Source organism: Vannielia sp. (assembly GCF_029212645.1).
Taxonomy (GTDB): domain Bacteria; phylum Pseudomonadota; class Alphaproteobacteria; order Rhodobacterales; family Rhodobacteraceae; genus Vannielia.
The window spans coordinates 1-15,227 of sequence record NZ_JARGND010000039.1; the positions used below are offsets into that span (position 1 = coordinate 1).

A 15,227-nucleotide genomic window follows, 5' to 3' on the forward strand; every position below is an offset into this window, starting at 1 on the left:
ACAATAGCCACCTCAAAACCTTCACGGATACGTTCAGCAGACTTCACGCCTTCGGCCTCGACATTGAACGATGTGATAAGCGAATCAATGATCGTGAGCACTTCGGCGGTAGTGTCCTCCGGAACTTCCTCATCAGCGAAGTCTATCATCGCCTCCAGGAGTGCGGAAGACCGGACAAGCTGGGCACGCCAGCTTTCAACCTTTTCACCAAGGCGGCCTGAAAAAACCGCTTGGGCTTGCTTGCGCTGCGCTTCTGTTTCCGCCTCGATCAGATCGGCAAGTCCTTCCACCTGAGCGAGATCGAGCTGGTCATTTTCCAAGGCCCGGCGGGTGAATTCCCCAGGCTCTGCGGGCCGCAGCCCTTCCATTGAAGCAAGCTCCGAAAGTAAGGCCCGGATGATTGCGATGGAACCATGACACTGAAGCTCAACAACGTCTTCACCCGTGAAACTGGCCCCGGCTTCAAACACCAAGACGAGCGCCGTATCTATCGTACCGGATGTTCCCTTGAGCGTCATCAAGGTTGCGCGCCTGGGCTCCGCAGTTCGTCCTGAAAGGTGCAACAGTGCAGAAATAGCCCGCGGCCCGCTAATGCGAATCACTGAAATCCCCGCACGACCGGGTCCAGTCGCTTGGGCGAAGATCGTATCCATCTTTAAGTCTTTGAAAAGTTTATAAAATTACGTGTTCATCGAGTCGAAGAATTCGGAATTGCTCTTAGTTTGCTTGAGCTTACCGATAAGGAACTCAATAGCATCTGTGGTGCCCATTGGGTTGAGGATACGACGCAAAACGAAGGTTTTTTGCAGATCTTTTGGGTCAACCAGAAGGTCTTCTTTCCGGGTGCCGGATTTAAGGATGTCCATGGCCGGGAAAACGCGCTTATCGGCGACCTTACGGTCAAGAACGATTTCGCTGTTACCCGTGCCTTTGAATTCCTCAAAGATCACCTCGTCCATGCGGCTACCTGTGTCAATCAGGGCCGTGGCTATGATGGTGAGGGAGCCGCCTTCTTCAATGTTACGAGCGGCACCAAAGAAACGCTTGGGCCGTTGCAGCGCGTTGGCATCAACACCGCCCGTGAGCACCTTGCCTGACGATGGCACTACAGTGTTGAAGGCGCGGCCCAGACGGGTGATGGAATCGAGCAGGATGACTACATCACGCTTGTGCTCGACGAGGCGCTTGGCCTTCTCAATCACCATTTCCGAAACTGCAACGTGGCGCGTGGCAGGTTCATCAAAAGTGGAGGAAATGACTTCGCCTTTCACCGAGCGCTGCATGTCCGTCACCTCTTCCGGGCGTTCATCGATCAGAAGGACGATCAGGTAGCACTCGGGGTGGTTCACTTCGATCGAACGGGCAATATTTTGCAGAAGAACGGTTTTACCCGTCCGCGGTGGCGCGACGATGAGCGAGCGCTGGCCTTTGCCGATTGGCGATACAAGATCAATGATGCGGGCCGAGCGGTCTTTGATCGTGGGATCTTCGATTTCCATCGTCATCCGCTCATCTGGGTAAAGCGGGGTCAGGTTATCGAAGTTGATCTTGTGGCGTGCCTTTTCGGGCTCTTCAAAGTTGATCTGGGTGACTTTCGTCATCCCAAAGTAGTTTTCGTTCTCGCCGGGTGCCTTGATCAGCCCATCAACAGTATCGCCAGTGCGCATACCGTGCTGGCGGATCATCTCTGGTGAAATGTAAATGTCATCAGGGCCCGGCAGGTAGTTTGCTTCTGGTGAACGCAAGAACCCAAACCCATCTTGCAGAACTTCGAGAACACCGTCTCCAGCGATTTCCCAGCCTTCTTCGGCACGTTCCTTGAGAATGGCGAACATCATGTCGCCCTTGCGCATCGTTGACGCATTATCAATCTCAAGCTCTTCGGCCATTGCGAGCAGATCCGCCGGCGTCTTGGACTTGAGTTCGCTCAGGGTGAGTTGGGGCTGGGTCATGTAACAGGCCTTCGTAGGTGCGAGGCGCAGCACAGGCTACGAGCACCGAATATCAAAATGGGAAAGTCACGCGTGCCGGACGGCCGCTGGAGCCCGGAAATACGCATGACTGCGCCGTGAGTCAAGTAAAGTTCAAAACGGGCGGACGATGATGGCGACTACGATCACAATCAACAGCAGCGTCGGAAGCTCGTTCATCATCCGATAGGTGCGGCCGGGAAGCGTGTTGGTTCCGTTGGCGAATTCTTTGCGCCTCATCGCCAGCCATAGGTGAAACCAGGTCATTGCGCAAACGGTGACAAATTTTGCATAGGGCCAAACGGCTAACCAATCAATGATACCGGGGGTCAGCGCCAGCATCACACCAAAAACCCAAGTGGCGAGCATTGCCGGGGTCATGATCATCCGAAGCAGATTTTCCTCCATTTTCTTCAAGGTCTCATCGGTGTGAGGATTTTCCACGCCTTTCTCAGCATGATGGACGAACAGACGAGGTAGATAGAAGATACCTGCCATCCAGCTGATGACAGCGAGGATGTGAAGGGTCTTCGTCCAAGGGTAAAACCAGGCGAGAAAGTCTGCGATCATCGGGTGCCTCCTGTGTTCCCCTCTAATAATAAAAAAGAATCTTAAAGATAGTAGTAGTTGTAATAGGGGCTGTGGATATGGGGATTACTGGCTTTTCCACAGGCTCATTCACATGTTCTGGAGAGGTTTCGAAGATGAAGGATCATCTGAAATAACATTGTTTTTTCCGAGGGTTAACTGATACTAGCTGTGGAGAAGCTTTTGGATATCTCACCTGGAAGGCCGGGACAGACATTTTCTTTCACCCCTCCTCAAGACAGCCATCCCCATGGGGAAAATTTCTGCATGGATGCAGAGAAGTACGGGGTTCTCGACAGGCGGTAGATTTTGTCCATAAGGGTTCACATCCCATTCACCCTCTTCATCAACTACTGTCCACGGGGTTATCCACATGTCCAAACCAATCATCTTGGCGTCCGGCTCCGAAATCCGGGCAAAGCTGCTGGAAAATGCTGGCGTTCCGTTTGAGATCGTCAGGGCGCGGGTGGATGAAGAGGCGCTGAAAGCAGGCCTGTCGGAGGAGCAGGCCACACCACGTGATATTGCAGATGCGCTGGCTGAGATGAAGGCCGCAAAGGTGGCATCAAAGCACCCAAATCGGATGGTCTTGGGATGTGATCAAGTGCTCGATTTTGAAGGGCGGGTTCTTTCAAAAGCAAGCACCCAAGACGAAGCGGTTGATCAAATCACCAAGATGGCGGGCAAGACGCACACACTGTTCTCGGCAGCTGTAATCTATGACCAGGCCCAGCCGGTTTGGCGACACGTCGGGCAAACACGACTCTATATGCGAGAAATGTCCGAGGATTACATAGAAGACTATGTCACCCGCAACTGGGAAGAGATCCGCTGGTGCGTTGGCGGCTATCAGATAGAGGCTGAGGGTGTGCGGCTCCTTGCCCGCGTTGAGGGGGACTATTTCAATGTGCTTGGATTACCGCTATTGGAATTGCTGAATTTTCTATCAATCAGGGCTGTGATCTCGACATGACGCAAAAGATACCGCTTGCAGGGGTCATTGGGTCTCCTATCGCACATTCGCGCTCCCCGGCGCTTCACCGCCATTGGCTCAAAACGCTAGGGCTTAAGGGCTATTACATCCCAATGGATGTTTCGCATGAGCACCTGGAAGAGGTTTTGAGGACCCTGCCACGGATGGGTTTTGTTGGCACAAATGTGACCCTGCCTCATAAGGTTGCCGCGATGAACCTTGCTGATGTGGTGAGCGATCGAGCAGCGCTGATTGGTGCGGCGAACACGCTGATCTACCGCAATGACGGCACGATTTATGCTGATAATACAGATGGATACGGGTTTATTGCCAATCTGCGGCAGGGCGCTCCGGATTGGAGCCCGCAAGATGGGCCGGTGGTGATTTTTGGGGCAGGTGGCGCATCGCGCGCCGTTTTGGCCTCGCTCATCGAGGCAGGGTGCAACGATATCCGCCTGGCCAATCGGTCGCGGCCCAAGGCGGAAGCGCTGAGAACCGAGTTTGGCCCCAAGATCACGGTGTTTGATTGGGTTCTGGCAGGCTCGATGATTGAAGGAGCTGCCTTGATTGTGAACACCACCTCATTGGGAATGGAAGGCAAGCCAGAGTTCAAGGTGCCATTGGATGCACTGACAGCGGATATGGTGGTGACAGATATCGTTTATACGCCACTGGAAACGGACCTGCTGCGGATAGCTCGCGAAAAGGGCTGCCAGACTGTTGATGGGCTTGGCATGTTGATCCATCAAGGCGCTCCCGGATTTGAAAGGTGGTTTGGAGAGCGCCCGCCAGTGACAGAAGACACCCGCGCGGCGGTGCTGGATGTCTGAAACGTTTCGGATAGGGCTGACCGGCGGCATTGGAATGGGTAAATCGACCACAGCAAAACTGTTTGCAGAGGCGGGCGTATCGGTTTGGGATGCTGATGCGGCCGTGCATCGCCTTTATGCGAAAGGCGGAGCGGGTGTGGCAGCGATTGAAGCCATCCGGCCTGAAGCCGTAGTTGATGGTGAAGTTTCTCGCACCGCCTTGCGCGACTGGATCGGTGAAGATCCGAGCGCTTTGAAGCAGATCGAAGCGGTTATTCACCCCTTGGTGCAGGCGGATCGAGCGGCCTTTTCGCCCGAGGACAACATCGCCCTTTTTGACATACCACTATTGTTTGAAACAGGCGCCGATGCAGAGATGGCCCTTACGGTGACCGTTTCATGCAGCCCGGAAGAACAGCGCCGCCGGGTTTTGGAACGAGGTGTGATGGATGCTGCCGAGTTCGCCCACATTAAGGCAGCTCAGATGCCGGATGCCGAAAAGCGCCAGAGAGCCGACCGGACGATAGTGACGGACACACCTGAACATGCCCGCGAGCAGGTGGCCGCCATTTTGGCCGAAGTGAAAGAAATGCGCGATGCGTGAGATCGTGATGGATACCGAGACAACCGGCCTTGATCCCTATGATGGGCACCGCGTTGTTGAGATTGGTGGGATTGAACTGGAGGGGCACGTCCCGACCGGGCGCACCTATCACCAGTATATCAACCCGCAGCGCGATATGCCGAAAGAGGCATTTGATGTTCATGGGATCAGCGCGGAGTTCCTTGCGGACAAGCCGCTATTTGCCGCGATTGCACAGGAATTTCTTGATTTCATCGGAGATTCAAAGCTGGTGATCCACAACGCCAGCTTTGACATGAAATTCCTCAATGCTGAGCTGAAGTGGGTCAATAAGCCGTTGATTCCAAATGATCGTGCGCTTGATACATTGATGATTGCGCGCAAGAAATTCCCCGGTTCTCCGGCTTCACTGGACGCGTTGTGCCGCCGCTTTGGCATCACAACAGAGCGGGAGTTGCATGGCGCATTGCTCGACAGTGAAATCCTGGCGGATGTTTATCTTGAGCTGATCGGTGGGCGGCAACCGGGCTTGGTGCTGAACCAGCAAACGCAAAAGAAAACCGTTGCTGCAATTGATGCTGATTGGCGGCCTTCGCCGCGGCCAGAAGCTCTGCCAACACGCCTCACGGAAAGTGAAAACGCCGCGCACCAAGCCTTTGTTGAAAAGCTTGGAGACGCGGCGCTTTGGAAACGGTTTGGCTGAGGCTTATGCGTCGGCCGGTTGCTCGGCGCGACGGGCCAGTTCCTGGCGATAAAGCGCCACGAAGTCTATGTTTTCCAGGTTGAGGGGTGGAAAACCACCATCTCGGGTGATGTCCGAAACGATCCGGCGCACAAACGGGAAAAGCTGACGCGGGCATTCGATGAGCAAAAAAGGGTGGAGTTGATCTTCAGGGACGCCCTCGATGTGGAAGATCCCGCCGTAATCCAGCTCAAGAAGGAAGAGCGTGGTGTCGCCGTCCTTGTTCTTGCTCTCGACCTTTACCTTCATCGACACTTCATATTGGTTTTCCACCGAACGCTTCCGCGCGTCGAGGTTTACCTGAACGTTGATGTCAGGCTGAACTTCGCCTTGGGTGCCTTTTTGAGACAGGATGTTCTCAAACGACATATCGCGGATGTACTGAGCAAGAATTTGCATCTTCATCTGTTGGGCAGCAGCAGCGGCACCGTTTTCGGGGGTATCGGCCATGGGGCTCTCCGTATGATCAAGTCGAATGCGGTTTAACAGGCGCGAGCGGTGGCCTCAATGGCGCGTCCATCCAGAATTGCCAGGGAGCGAAGGCTTTTCTGGGTCAACCTCATGATAGGTGCCCTCGACTACGTCGTCAGGTGCCGAGCGTCGGGCAGTGGCGCCCATGGTAAAACTTTGCACCTTCACTTTTGAGCGCAACCATTTGAAAGCAGCGGTGCGAACACCGGGCACCAGAAGCAAGAAACCGCAGGCATCGGTAAAAAAGCCGGGCGTAAGCAACAATGCGCCGGAGAAGAGGATCATTGCACCGTGGGCCAGTGGTTCGGTCGGATCTTCCAAGTGGTTGAACCTGCCTTGCAGATCGGCAAGCACCCGCATGCCCTGACTTTTCACCAGCCAGGTCCCCAGAATAGCGGTTACAACCACTATCCCGAGCGTGGGCCAAAGGCCAATCAACCCGCCAACTTGAATGAACAGGGCGATCTCAATGATCGGGACCAGTATGAAAAGGCCTAAAAGCCGCATGACATCTCCGTTTTTCGCCGGGGTGTGCAGGTGGACTCACCCCACTCCCTGCCCTACATATGTTCGGTGAACCAATAATACCAACTTTGCACCTGAGGCTCCCATGAATGCAGCTGTGATCCAGCTTCTCGTCCTAGCGGGCGTAGCGATCTTTCTGATCTTGCGCTTGCGGTCTGTGCTGGGCACGCGAGAGGGCTTTGAAAAGCCGCCCGCACCTATGCCGGGCTCCAGCCCCTCGCGCGATGGCAAGCGCCGCGATTTTGAGGTTATCGAGGGAGGCATTGATCGCGACATTGCCGATAATGTTCCAGAAGGGAGCGATGCCGCCGATGCATTGGCCCGAATGAAGCGGGTTGAGCCCAGCTTTTCTGTTACGGAGTTTTTGCAAGGCGCCAAAGGCGCCTACGAAATGATCCTGATGGCCTTTGAGCGTGGCGAGATGGACAGTGTTGTTCCTTTCGTTGGTGAAGACGTTTTCGAGAGTTTCCAGCAGGTCGTGGACATGCGCACCGAAAACGGCGTGATCGTTGATGCCAGCTTCATCGGCGTGCGTGAGACAACACTCAAGGACGCGACCTTTGATGAGACCAGCGGTGAGGCTGAAATCACCGTGCGTTTTGTTGGCGAGTTGACGAGCGTGGTGCGGGATAGCGCCGGTGAAATCGTTGAAGGCGATCCAAATACCATCAAGAAACAGCGGGACGTTTGGACCTTTGCCCGAGAGATGGGCGTTGGCGATCCCAATTGGAAACTGGTCGCAACCGGCGAATGAGCCGTGGCGCGCGTGGACCTCACATCTCTGCCCGGTTGGGCGGAGGACGATCACGCGGCGGCCCTCACGACATATCGTGAAAGCTGTGCATCGGATGACGCTGCATGGCAAGTTGTACTGGCAGATGCCCGGCAGTTCTTTGAGGACCGCTTTCTGGCAGAGGCGGTCTCAAACGACGGCCATTTGACTGGATACTATGAGCCGGAACTGGCTGGTGCCCTCCATCCGGATAATTACTTTTCTGTTCCTTTGCATGGCGTGCCTGAGGGCTGGGAAGCCGGCGATGTTTTTGCGACGCGGGCAGAGATCGCGGACCAAGACCTGCTCCTAGGCCGAGAGCTTGTTTGGGTTGCTGACCCGCTGGAAGCGTTTCTGCTTCAGGTGCAAGGCTCTGGGCGGATTCTATTGCCGGATGGCACGAGCCGGCGGCTGGGTTATACGGGGAAGAACGGGCAACCTTATGTGTCTCTTGGAAAGCTCCTTGTGGCGCGAGGTGAGATTGTAGCTGACGCTGTTTCTGTTCAGGCGATCCGGGATTGGTTTGCCGCGAATGGCGAAAACGCCCAGCAAACGCTACGCGAAAACCCATCCTATGTGTTTTTCCAGTGGCTGGAGGGTTTAGACCCGGCGAAAGGCCCGCTTGGCACTATGCGCAAACCGCTCACAGCGATGCGGAGTATTGCGGTTGACCTTGATGTGCTTCCCCTTGGATCTCTGACATACATCATACCCTCAGATGAGAGCATTGGCCCAAGGCTTTGCGTTGCACAGGACACTGGCGGCGCGATCAAGGGCGAGGGGCGGGGTGATCTTTTTTGCGGCACGGGCGATGCTGCTGGTGCTTTGGCTGGCAGTCTGAACACACCGATGACCATGCTGCGTTTGGTACGCCGGGATCGTGCAACATGAGCAGAAAAAAGCCACCTCGGATCAGCAAGGAGGATGAGGCGCTTTGGCGGCAGGTGGTTGCTAAGGCGACGCCGTTGGAGAAAAGCCAGCCGCTGCCGAGACTTCAGAAAAACGCCGCGAAGTTACAAAAAGAGCCTAACCCACAGCCCATTCAAACCTTTCGCGTGGGCGAAAAACAAATACCCTCCCATCGAGCAGTGCCCCAACCCCACCCGGTTGCGCCCACGATGGATCGAAGAGCTTTTACCAGGCTGAAGCGCGGCAAGTTGAAGCCTGAGGGGCGCATTGATCTGCATGGCATGACGTTGGCAGAGGCCCATCCAAGGCTTACCGGATTTGTGCTGACCGCGCATGATCGCGGCAAGCGATTGGTACTGGTGATCACCGGAAAAGGGCGCACCGGGCAGGATGAAGGCGGGCCCATCCCAACGCATCCGGGCGTTTTGCGGCGGCATGTTCCAGACTGGTTGCGCTCACCACCCCTTGGTGCTGTGGTTTTGGAAATTACCCCGGCCCATATTCGCCACGGAGGCGAAGGGGCTTATTATGTTTATCTAAAACGTAGTCGGTAACTGCTTGCGCGCTGTCGCCATAACGATGGCCATGGAGACGGCTGGAAACAGGAGATAGATCACCAGCCCGCGTATTTGCCCAAATAACCGGAGGGAGAAAATCACGAAGATCAGCCACACGGGCCCGGGCACAAGGGCCATCGCGACACAGGCCAACGCAAGACCGGAACCAGTAATGGTGGCCGGGGCCCGCAGGCGGTAGCGATCTATCAAAGCGAGTCCGTTGCATTAACTCAGCAGAAGTCGCTGGCTCCGCTTGTTTGTGATGGCGGAGGGGTCGATGAAGCAACGCAAGAACCCGTTCAAACGGCATCGGTTTCCTTGTGAGATCATCCTGATGGCAGTGCGCTGGTACTGTCGCTACTCGCTTTCGTGCAGGGATGTGCGTGACATGCTGGCTGAGCGTGGCGTGACCGCCGATGCCTCGACGATCCATCGCTGGGTGCGCAAGTTCGGCCCCGAGCTTCGCAAGCGGGCTTATGGCGCTCACCGTACTTGGCGCGGGCTGCGCCCGGATCGGGCCGGAAGACACGATCCGGCATGTCGATCGCAAGTACCTCAGCAACCGGATCGAAAGCGACTACGCCGCGCTAAAGCAGCGACTTCGTCCTATGCGGGGCTTCTAAACCTTGGTCGGCGCCAAGGCAGCTCTCGCGGGCATCGAAACGTTCCGCACCATCCGCAAGGGACAGTTTGAAACCTGCGAGATCGGTGTTGCCAACGAGATCAACCTCGTGGCTGAACTCTTTCCAGAAACCGCGTGAAAGACACCAGAACCGGCTTTCAACACGTCGAAGCAGGTTAATGCAACGGACCCTTTGCGACGGCCTCCGGATTATGTGGATTTTTACTTGCTTTATTTTTCCGACAACGCAACGTTGTCGGCATTGAGTGCTGTTACCACCCTTGGTTGAGCGCGCACTAAATCTATTGAAGGAGAATTTCATGTCCGAACCCTTTCTTGCCGAAGTGCGAATGTTCGGCTTTGACTTCGCACCACGGGGCTGGGCGTTTCTGGATGGACAAATCCTGCCGATCAACCAGAACCAGTCCCTGTATTCACTGCTCGGCACGACCTACGGCGGCGATGGTCGGACGACCTTTGCCTTGCCCGATCTCAGAGGCCGCACGCCGATTCATGAAGAAAACGGCTACCGATTGGGAGCTAAAAGCGGCGAGGAAGCCGTAACGCTGTCTGCGTCGGAGATTCCCAACCACACGCATGCGGCGATGGCCTCGGCGACCGCGGCTGACTCAAACTCGCCGGTCAATCATGTGCTGGCGGCGGAAGTGTCACCAGACGCTGCCTATCGCGTCGCGGAAGCCGCTAACATGACGGCGCTGAGGGCTGAAACGGTAACCAATGCCGGCGGCGGTCAGGCCCACGACAACATGCAGCCCTATCTGACGCTGAACTTTTGCATTGCGATGCAGGGTTTGTTCCCGTCGCGCAACTAAGATACCGGAGATTATTCCATGTCTGAACCATTTGTCGGCGAGATTCGCATGTTTGGGGGAAATTTTGCCCCACGCGGCTGGGCCTTTTGCGACGGCCAATTGCTTGCGGTTTCCCAGAATGACGCGCTCTTTTCCCTGTTGGGAACGATTTACGGCGGAGACGGTCGCACAACCTTCGGGTTGCCCGATATGCGCGGAAGGATCCCCATTCACAAGGGGCACGGTCCGGGTCTGAGCGAGCGCCGTCTGGGAAGCAAAGGCGGCGAAGAGCACGTCACACTGACCACAAATCAGTTGGCAAGCCACCACCATGAATTCATGGCCAACACCGCAGCTGCAACCGATCCATCGCCGCAAGGCAGGGCAATAGCCCAAGGCGTGGGTACGACGTTCTATAGCGATACAACGCCAGACGCGTCGCTCGCTTCTAACGCGATGATGCGGTCCGGCGGTTCACAATGGCACAACAACATCATGCCATCGCTCTGCGTCAGCTTCATCATCGCATTGTTCGGAATTTACCCCAGCCGTACTTAGGAGATCCAAGGCATGTCAGAACCATTTATTGCCGAAATCCGCATTTTTGCGGGTAATTTCGCTCCCAGAAGTTGGGCGTTTTGCGACGGGCAGCTGTTGCCAATTTCGAACAACACCGCGTTGTTTTCGCTGATCGGTACAACCTATGGCGGCGATGGCAGAACAACGACTGCCCTTCCCAACATGCAAGGCCGAGCGCCGATGGAACCGGGGCGCGGCCCCGGTTTGACACCACGACGGCTGGGAGAAAGGCTTGGGGTTCCAACCGTGACGCTGAGCGAGAACCAGATGCCGTCACATACGCACTATGTGCGTGCAAATCAGTCTCCCGGTGGCGTCGCTGCGCCGTCCAATACGACATCGATCGCTGCCGCTGGTGGGCGCGGCGACAATCTTTATTCCACCGCGACAAATTCCGCTCTGGTCGGGCTTGCAGGCGAAACTGTTGAATCGGCAGGCGGAAACCAGGCGCATGACAACATGCAGCCCTATCTCGCCCTAAACTTCATTATCGCGCTTCAGGGCCTCTATCCGTCGCGCAGCTAATCTTGGACCGAATGCTGCGGCATCCGGTGGCCAGGCTCTTCAGCCGGGAGTTCCCATGACCTTCAAATCGGCGGCACAGGTGCCGGTTTCAAACCACGCGGCATCTTTCGGCATCACATTCCGAGAGATGACTGCGGACGACATGCCGTTTCTGGCGGAAGTCTACCGATCGACCCGCGAAGAGGAGATGGCACGCGCCGGGTGGGATGAGGACGAAAAGCAGGCCTTCATCTCGATGCAGTTTCTCGCGCAGCACCAGCACTATCAGACCCATTACCCGGACGCGCTTTGGCTGATCATCAAACGCTCGGGCGAGGCAATCGGTCGCCTCTATCTTGAGCGTTGGCAAAGCGAGCACCGTATCATCGACATAGCCTTGCAGCCCGCACATCGCGGGACCGGTATCGGCGGTGCTATTCTGCGCGATCTGATGGACGAAGCGTCAGCCGCGCAAAAAGCTGTCGGCATCCACGTCGAAAAGGCCAACCCCGCAATGGCGCTTTACCAACGCTTGGGTTTTGTGACCATTGAGGACAAGGGTGTATACGATCTGCTGCGATGGTCGCCTGGTTCGTAGGCGCCTCAATCAATCAGGTAAAGACCGCCTCATATTGATACCCTTCCTCGGTCTTCGCGACGGGCACCAGAAAGAGGTGCTGCGTTCCAATGGCGGCATGCGACACCTGATAGGTTGCCTGCGCCAAGCCAGGCCCGGCAGGTCCCTGAAACAGCAGGGCAAAACCGCCACCTTCCCGCAAGGCGCTGCCACCCGTCTTGATTTCCACAAGTGTCGCCTCGATCTCGATCCCATCCGCCGCCACCGTGACTGTGTGTCCTTCGAGCGGGCCAAAATCCTCTGCGGTCAAGTTCGTCGGGTTTGGCATGGAAATCCTCTTTTCAAAGTTCGAAGTAAGTCAGCGTCTTTTGCCCCTCGTCTGAAGGACTTCCAATATGCGCTTCGCCTTAAGGTTGTTGTTAGATCATTTTGGGCCTTTGGTCCATCGGCATAAAGCCTTGAGTTAAAAACATTTTACCCGGCAGACGCATGCCAAGCATGCTGCCGGGAGGACAAAACAAACTGCGTTTGCTGTGATCTTGACGCACACCAACCGGCGATCTTGTTGGCGAAGGTTTGGCTCACAAATGCGACGTACACAAACCCTGCCAGGTTGAGAAATAGGTACTCAGAGTTGGTTTGGCATCGTCGCCTGGAACTGTCTGTTTACGCGGTCCATTGGGCATGCCAGAGCCTTGTCGGTTGTCCGGCAGGTGATTTGCAACGCAAATCTGCCGAAAGGGAGCCAAGTCGTTTTGACCCTCTTACCACGCCAAACGCCTTCGATCCCAATGTGGCTGATTGCCGAGGGGAAACATGATCATCCGGGATGGAACAAGGACCATCTTTCTGCCTTCGTCTCACAGACCGGCACAGACAACCTGCCAATGCCCCGTGATCAGCGGGAGGAGGTTGCCCGGGGCTGGTGCTCATTTTGACTTGTAAATCACCAGAAACGTCACCGAACCGCCATTGCCATGGCCGGTATGGTATGCTGTGCCGGTATCCCCAGTAAAATAAGGCGATGTCAGCTCGAACGTGAATTGATTTCCGTCTATCGTTGGTCCCGATGTGAGTCCACCAGAATAGAGTCTCATCAGTTGAACCGCCTTGGAGCCTTGCGTGTTGATATCGAAACCACCCAGCATGTGATAGACCTTTTCTATCGGGAAATCTGCGGTTTTCGTAAAGGATTGTACCTGCGCTGTCGTGTCATTCACCGGAAGCGGAACATTGATCAATTGATAACCGCATCCATCCGATGACGTATTTTTGGCGAACACTGCCTGCCCACTGCTCCACGTTACCCCGTCTTTTACATCAGTGAGATACACGCTGAAGGACTGGGAAAAACTCGTTGTTCCACCTGATCGAGAAATCGAACTTGGTGTCATGGAGCAATAGAGATGCTGGAACTTGTGATCATCCCCGCTATCGTTGCCGGTGTAATGAACATTGTTGAAGATCCCGTACAAAGTGCCGGTGTCTTCTGAGTCAATAGATAGGTCGCCGTCGGAGTTTGAACCGCGCGTTGCCAGAAACGCTGTATTGCTTTCCGGTATCCCAAGCACGCGTATCTTGAGGTAAGAGTTCGAATAATAGGTTCGGTTCTGGCTTTTGTCTTTTATAAAGACCGTAGGGTTGATGTTTAGCGTTTTGTTATCCGTGCCTATGCTGACGCCGGGCTCCAGTTGGAGTTCGGCAAATTTTGTCTTCCCCTCTTTGGTGTGGTCGCTACCATCATCGGAAAAGAGATAAAAATGTTCGATGATCGGCGTCCAGTAGCGCACGGGTTTATCGAAGGTCGCGGTAAATGAACTGGTATTGCCGTATAAGTGGAACGTGTGGCTGCCACCGCTATCCTTCGCCCAGATCACGTCGGCGGAGATAATACTGAAATCCAGATCGACGGTACTGGGCGCGCTTGCCGAGGGACCGGGATTGGGCATGCTTGGAACACCCGACTCCGACCAGAGTGATGGCTGCGGCTGATTTGAATCAATCAGATCGGCCAAAACCGTGATGGTTTCGCTTTTTGTTGGCTCGACCGTGATGGTCAGGTTTGCCAGCTCGGACGTGGAAAGCTGGGTCTGGGTATTGCTGCCCAACTGGTAGTAGATCGCATTGGCATTGGCGTAGGTGAAATTGATATCTGTCTGATAGCTGCTCGCATCCACATATACTTTGTCTTTGGACAGGCTTGCTTCGATCCGCGCCGACCCGATCTGCAGGTTCAGCACCTTGGTCAGGGTGATTCCGTTTCCGGTGGCTTCAACAGTAAGTTGCGCCGCACGCGTGGCCATGATGTCGATCGAGCTTGTGAAGATCGGCGGATTGCTGTTGACGACAGATCGCTCAAGACTGGTCGTGTCTACCGTCGTGATTTCGGCCGTCTCATTGTAAACTTTGACCTGCGAGATATTTGCTCCGGAAAACTGGACAGTCACCTTGTCATATAAATCGGCTGTCAGCGTGTCTCCGTGATTGGTGCCTGCGCTGTCCAGCAGCGCACAGGTAAAGTGCGAAGGATCGCGGGTGGCGACGGTCAACTGGGCCTCGACCGTCGAGGTGTCTTGGGCCTTGAGCGTAAAGATCACATTTTTGTACAGCGAACCGGTCTGGGGATAGCTTCCATTGCCGCCAGCGGGCAACGGCTGATCTGCGATCCCCGTATCGACGCCATCATTGCGCAACAGGGTGTAGGTGTAATCCGATGAGCCGGTCCAGCTGAGCCCGGTACTGCCACCGCCATTCAAGACCGGGCTTGCGGCCACGAATGTGTAAATCCCGTCGATTTCGTCGGATACATTCAGCGACAGCGTATCGCTTGTGCCGGTCAGATCGCTGGGGCTGTCGTATTCGACCAGGGTCACATCCTTGATGCCCGTGCTCGACGTAACAAGTAACGAGATCGAGAATGTCAGCACCAGCGGGGCGTCTGACGGCGCGGACAGGTTCATCGGCGATGCGTCGGGTTGCAGCGTGATATGCCCTGCAGGAACGGTTTGCGCCGAATTCGAGCTGTCATAGACCGACCAATCCGCGAGGGCTGTCGATCCGGTCACGTTTTCCGACAAATCGGCGATCTGTGTCAGGTTCAGGGCAATGGTCTGGATCGTGGCGGATTGGCCGGCAGGCAAGGTTGCCGTCAAGGTCAGGACCGCATCTGTGCCGGGATAAACCGCAGGCGGGGAATTCGTCAGTGCATAATCTAGCTGGGTTGCCATTTGGTCG

General features: G+C 55.5%; 18 protein-coding genes and 3 pseudogenes. 13 read left to right on the plus strand and 8 right to left on the minus strand.

The genetic code is table 11. From position 1 onward, the window contains the following. From P1U55_RS12185 to P1U55_RS12195, 3 genes and pseudogenes are all read right to left on the minus strand, one after another. Positions 1-653 (minus strand): annotated as a pseudogene (locus P1U55_RS12185) (tRNA uridine-5-carboxymethylaminomethyl(34) synthesis GTPase MnmE); the annotation flags it as partial. 27 nt (positions 654-680) lie between these two features. After that, positions 681-1,952: a transcription termination factor Rho gene (rho, locus tag P1U55_RS12190; protein ID WP_301047891.1), complete on the minus strand. Its 1,272-nt coding sequence runs from the start codon at positions 1,950-1,952 to the stop codon at positions 681-683. A 132-nt stretch (positions 1,953-2,084) separates the two neighbouring features. Further along, positions 2,085-2,540, minus strand: coding sequence for a CopD family protein (locus P1U55_RS12195; RefSeq protein ID WP_301047892.1), 456 nt, complete (start codon positions 2,538-2,540; stop codon positions 2,085-2,087). A gap of 391 nt (positions 2,541-2,931) precedes the next feature. Between P1U55_RS12195 and P1U55_RS12200 the strand changes: the two genes are divergently transcribed. Genes P1U55_RS12200 through dnaQ form a run of 4 tightly spaced genes read left to right on the plus strand, consistent with a single transcriptional unit; the run spans position 2,932 to position 5,626 of the window. Continuing rightward, positions 2,932-3,531: a nucleoside triphosphate pyrophosphatase gene (locus P1U55_RS12200; RefSeq protein WP_301047894.1), complete on the plus strand. Its 600-nt coding sequence runs from the start codon at positions 2,932-2,934 to the stop codon at positions 3,529-3,531. Next, a complete protein-coding gene (locus tag P1U55_RS12205) occupies positions 3,528-4,361 on the plus strand; it encodes a shikimate dehydrogenase (protein ID WP_301047895.1) in 834 nt (277 codons plus the stop codon). The genes P1U55_RS12200 and P1U55_RS12205 overlap by 4 nt, the downstream gene beginning before the upstream one ends. Continuing rightward, positions 4,354-4,944 carry a dephospho-CoA kinase gene (coaE, locus tag P1U55_RS12210; RefSeq protein ID WP_301047896.1) on the plus strand — a complete coding sequence of 197 codons (591 nt, stop codon included), beginning with the start codon at positions 4,354-4,356 and terminating at the stop codon, positions 4,942-4,944. Before P1U55_RS12205 ends, coaE begins: the two co-directional genes overlap by 8 nt. Then, a complete protein-coding gene (gene dnaQ, locus P1U55_RS12215) occupies positions 4,937-5,626 on the plus strand; it encodes a DNA polymerase III subunit epsilon (protein ID WP_301047897.1) in 690 nt (229 codons plus the stop codon). Before coaE ends, dnaQ begins: the two co-directional genes overlap by 8 nt. 3 nt (positions 5,627-5,629) lie before the next feature. Here dnaQ and secB read toward each other — a convergent pair whose 3' ends face one another. Both secB and P1U55_RS12225 read right to left on the minus strand, forming a co-directional pair. Continuing rightward, complete coding sequence (secB, locus tag P1U55_RS12220; RefSeq protein WP_301047899.1) at positions 5,630-6,115, minus strand: protein-export chaperone SecB; 486 nt, start codon at positions 6,113-6,115, stop codon at positions 5,630-5,632. 54 nt (positions 6,116-6,169) lie between these two features. Beyond that, positions 6,170-6,643, minus strand: coding sequence for an FxsA family protein (locus P1U55_RS12225; RefSeq protein WP_301047900.1), 474 nt, complete (start codon positions 6,641-6,643; stop codon positions 6,170-6,172). A 103-nt stretch (positions 6,644-6,746) separates the two neighbouring features. Between P1U55_RS12225 and P1U55_RS12230 the strand changes: the two genes are divergently transcribed. The 9 genes and pseudogenes from P1U55_RS12230 to P1U55_RS12270 all read left to right on the plus strand — a co-directional run bounded on the left by P1U55_RS12230 (position 6,747) and on the right by P1U55_RS12270 (position 12,014). Then, positions 6,747-7,415 (plus strand): Tim44/TimA family putative adaptor protein, encoded by a 669-nt coding sequence (locus P1U55_RS12230; protein ID WP_301047901.1) that lies wholly within the window; start codon positions 6,747-6,749, stop codon positions 7,413-7,415. Between the two features lie 12 nt (positions 7,416-7,427). Beyond that, entirely contained in the window at positions 7,428-8,324 is an 897-nt protein-coding gene (locus P1U55_RS12235; protein ID WP_301047902.1) for an MltA domain-containing protein, read from the plus strand. Further along, positions 8,321-8,896 (plus strand): Smr/MutS family protein, encoded by a 576-nt coding sequence (locus tag P1U55_RS12240; RefSeq protein WP_301047903.1) that lies wholly within the window; start codon positions 8,321-8,323, stop codon positions 8,894-8,896. Before P1U55_RS12235 ends, P1U55_RS12240 begins: the two co-directional genes overlap by 4 nt. Before the next feature lie 280 nt (positions 8,897-9,176). Next, positions 9,177-9,519, plus strand: a pseudogene (locus P1U55_RS15875) (DDE-type integrase/transposase/recombinase); the annotation flags it as partial. Between the two features lie 6 nt (positions 9,520-9,525). Continuing rightward, on the plus strand, positions 9,526-9,660 hold the full coding sequence (locus P1U55_RS12250; RefSeq protein ID WP_301047906.1) for a hypothetical protein: 135 nt from the start codon (positions 9,526-9,528) through the stop codon (positions 9,658-9,660). Positions 9,661-9,841: 181 nt separating this feature from the next. Next, on the plus strand, positions 9,842-10,354 hold the full coding sequence (locus P1U55_RS12255) for a tail fiber protein (RefSeq protein ID WP_301047907.1): 513 nt from the start codon (positions 9,842-9,844) through the stop codon (positions 10,352-10,354). 18 nt (positions 10,355-10,372) lie between these two features. Beyond that, a complete protein-coding gene (locus P1U55_RS12260) occupies positions 10,373-10,891 on the plus strand; it encodes a tail fiber protein (RefSeq protein WP_301047908.1) in 519 nt (172 codons plus the stop codon). Positions 10,892-10,903: 12 nt separating this feature from the next. Next, the gene (locus P1U55_RS12265) at positions 10,904-11,437 is read left to right on the plus strand and encodes a tail fiber protein (RefSeq protein ID WP_301047909.1); all 534 of its coding nucleotides are present in this window, start codon (positions 10,904-10,906) and stop codon (positions 11,435-11,437) included. A gap of 55 nt (positions 11,438-11,492) precedes the next feature. Then, positions 11,493-12,014 (plus strand): GNAT family N-acetyltransferase, encoded by a 522-nt coding sequence (locus P1U55_RS12270; RefSeq protein ID WP_301047910.1) that lies wholly within the window; start codon positions 11,493-11,495, stop codon positions 12,012-12,014. Between the two features lie 13 nt (positions 12,015-12,027). Here the strand turns inward: P1U55_RS12270 and P1U55_RS12275 are convergent, their stop codons facing one another. The 3 genes and pseudogenes from P1U55_RS12275 to P1U55_RS12285 form a co-directional block, all read right to left on the minus strand. Next, positions 12,028-12,303 carry a hypothetical protein gene (locus P1U55_RS12275; RefSeq protein ID WP_301047911.1) on the minus strand — a complete coding sequence of 92 codons (276 nt, stop codon included), beginning with the start codon at positions 12,301-12,303 and terminating at the stop codon, positions 12,028-12,030. A 224-nt stretch (positions 12,304-12,527) separates the two neighbouring features. Next, positions 12,528-12,786, minus strand: a pseudogene (locus P1U55_RS12280) (hypothetical protein); the annotation flags it as partial. Between the two features lie 136 nt (positions 12,787-12,922). Further along, positions 12,923-15,220 (minus strand): hypothetical protein, encoded by a 2,298-nt coding sequence (locus tag P1U55_RS12285; protein ID WP_301047912.1) that lies wholly within the window; start codon positions 15,218-15,220, stop codon positions 12,923-12,925. Positions 15,221-15,227 lie beyond the last annotated feature (7 nt).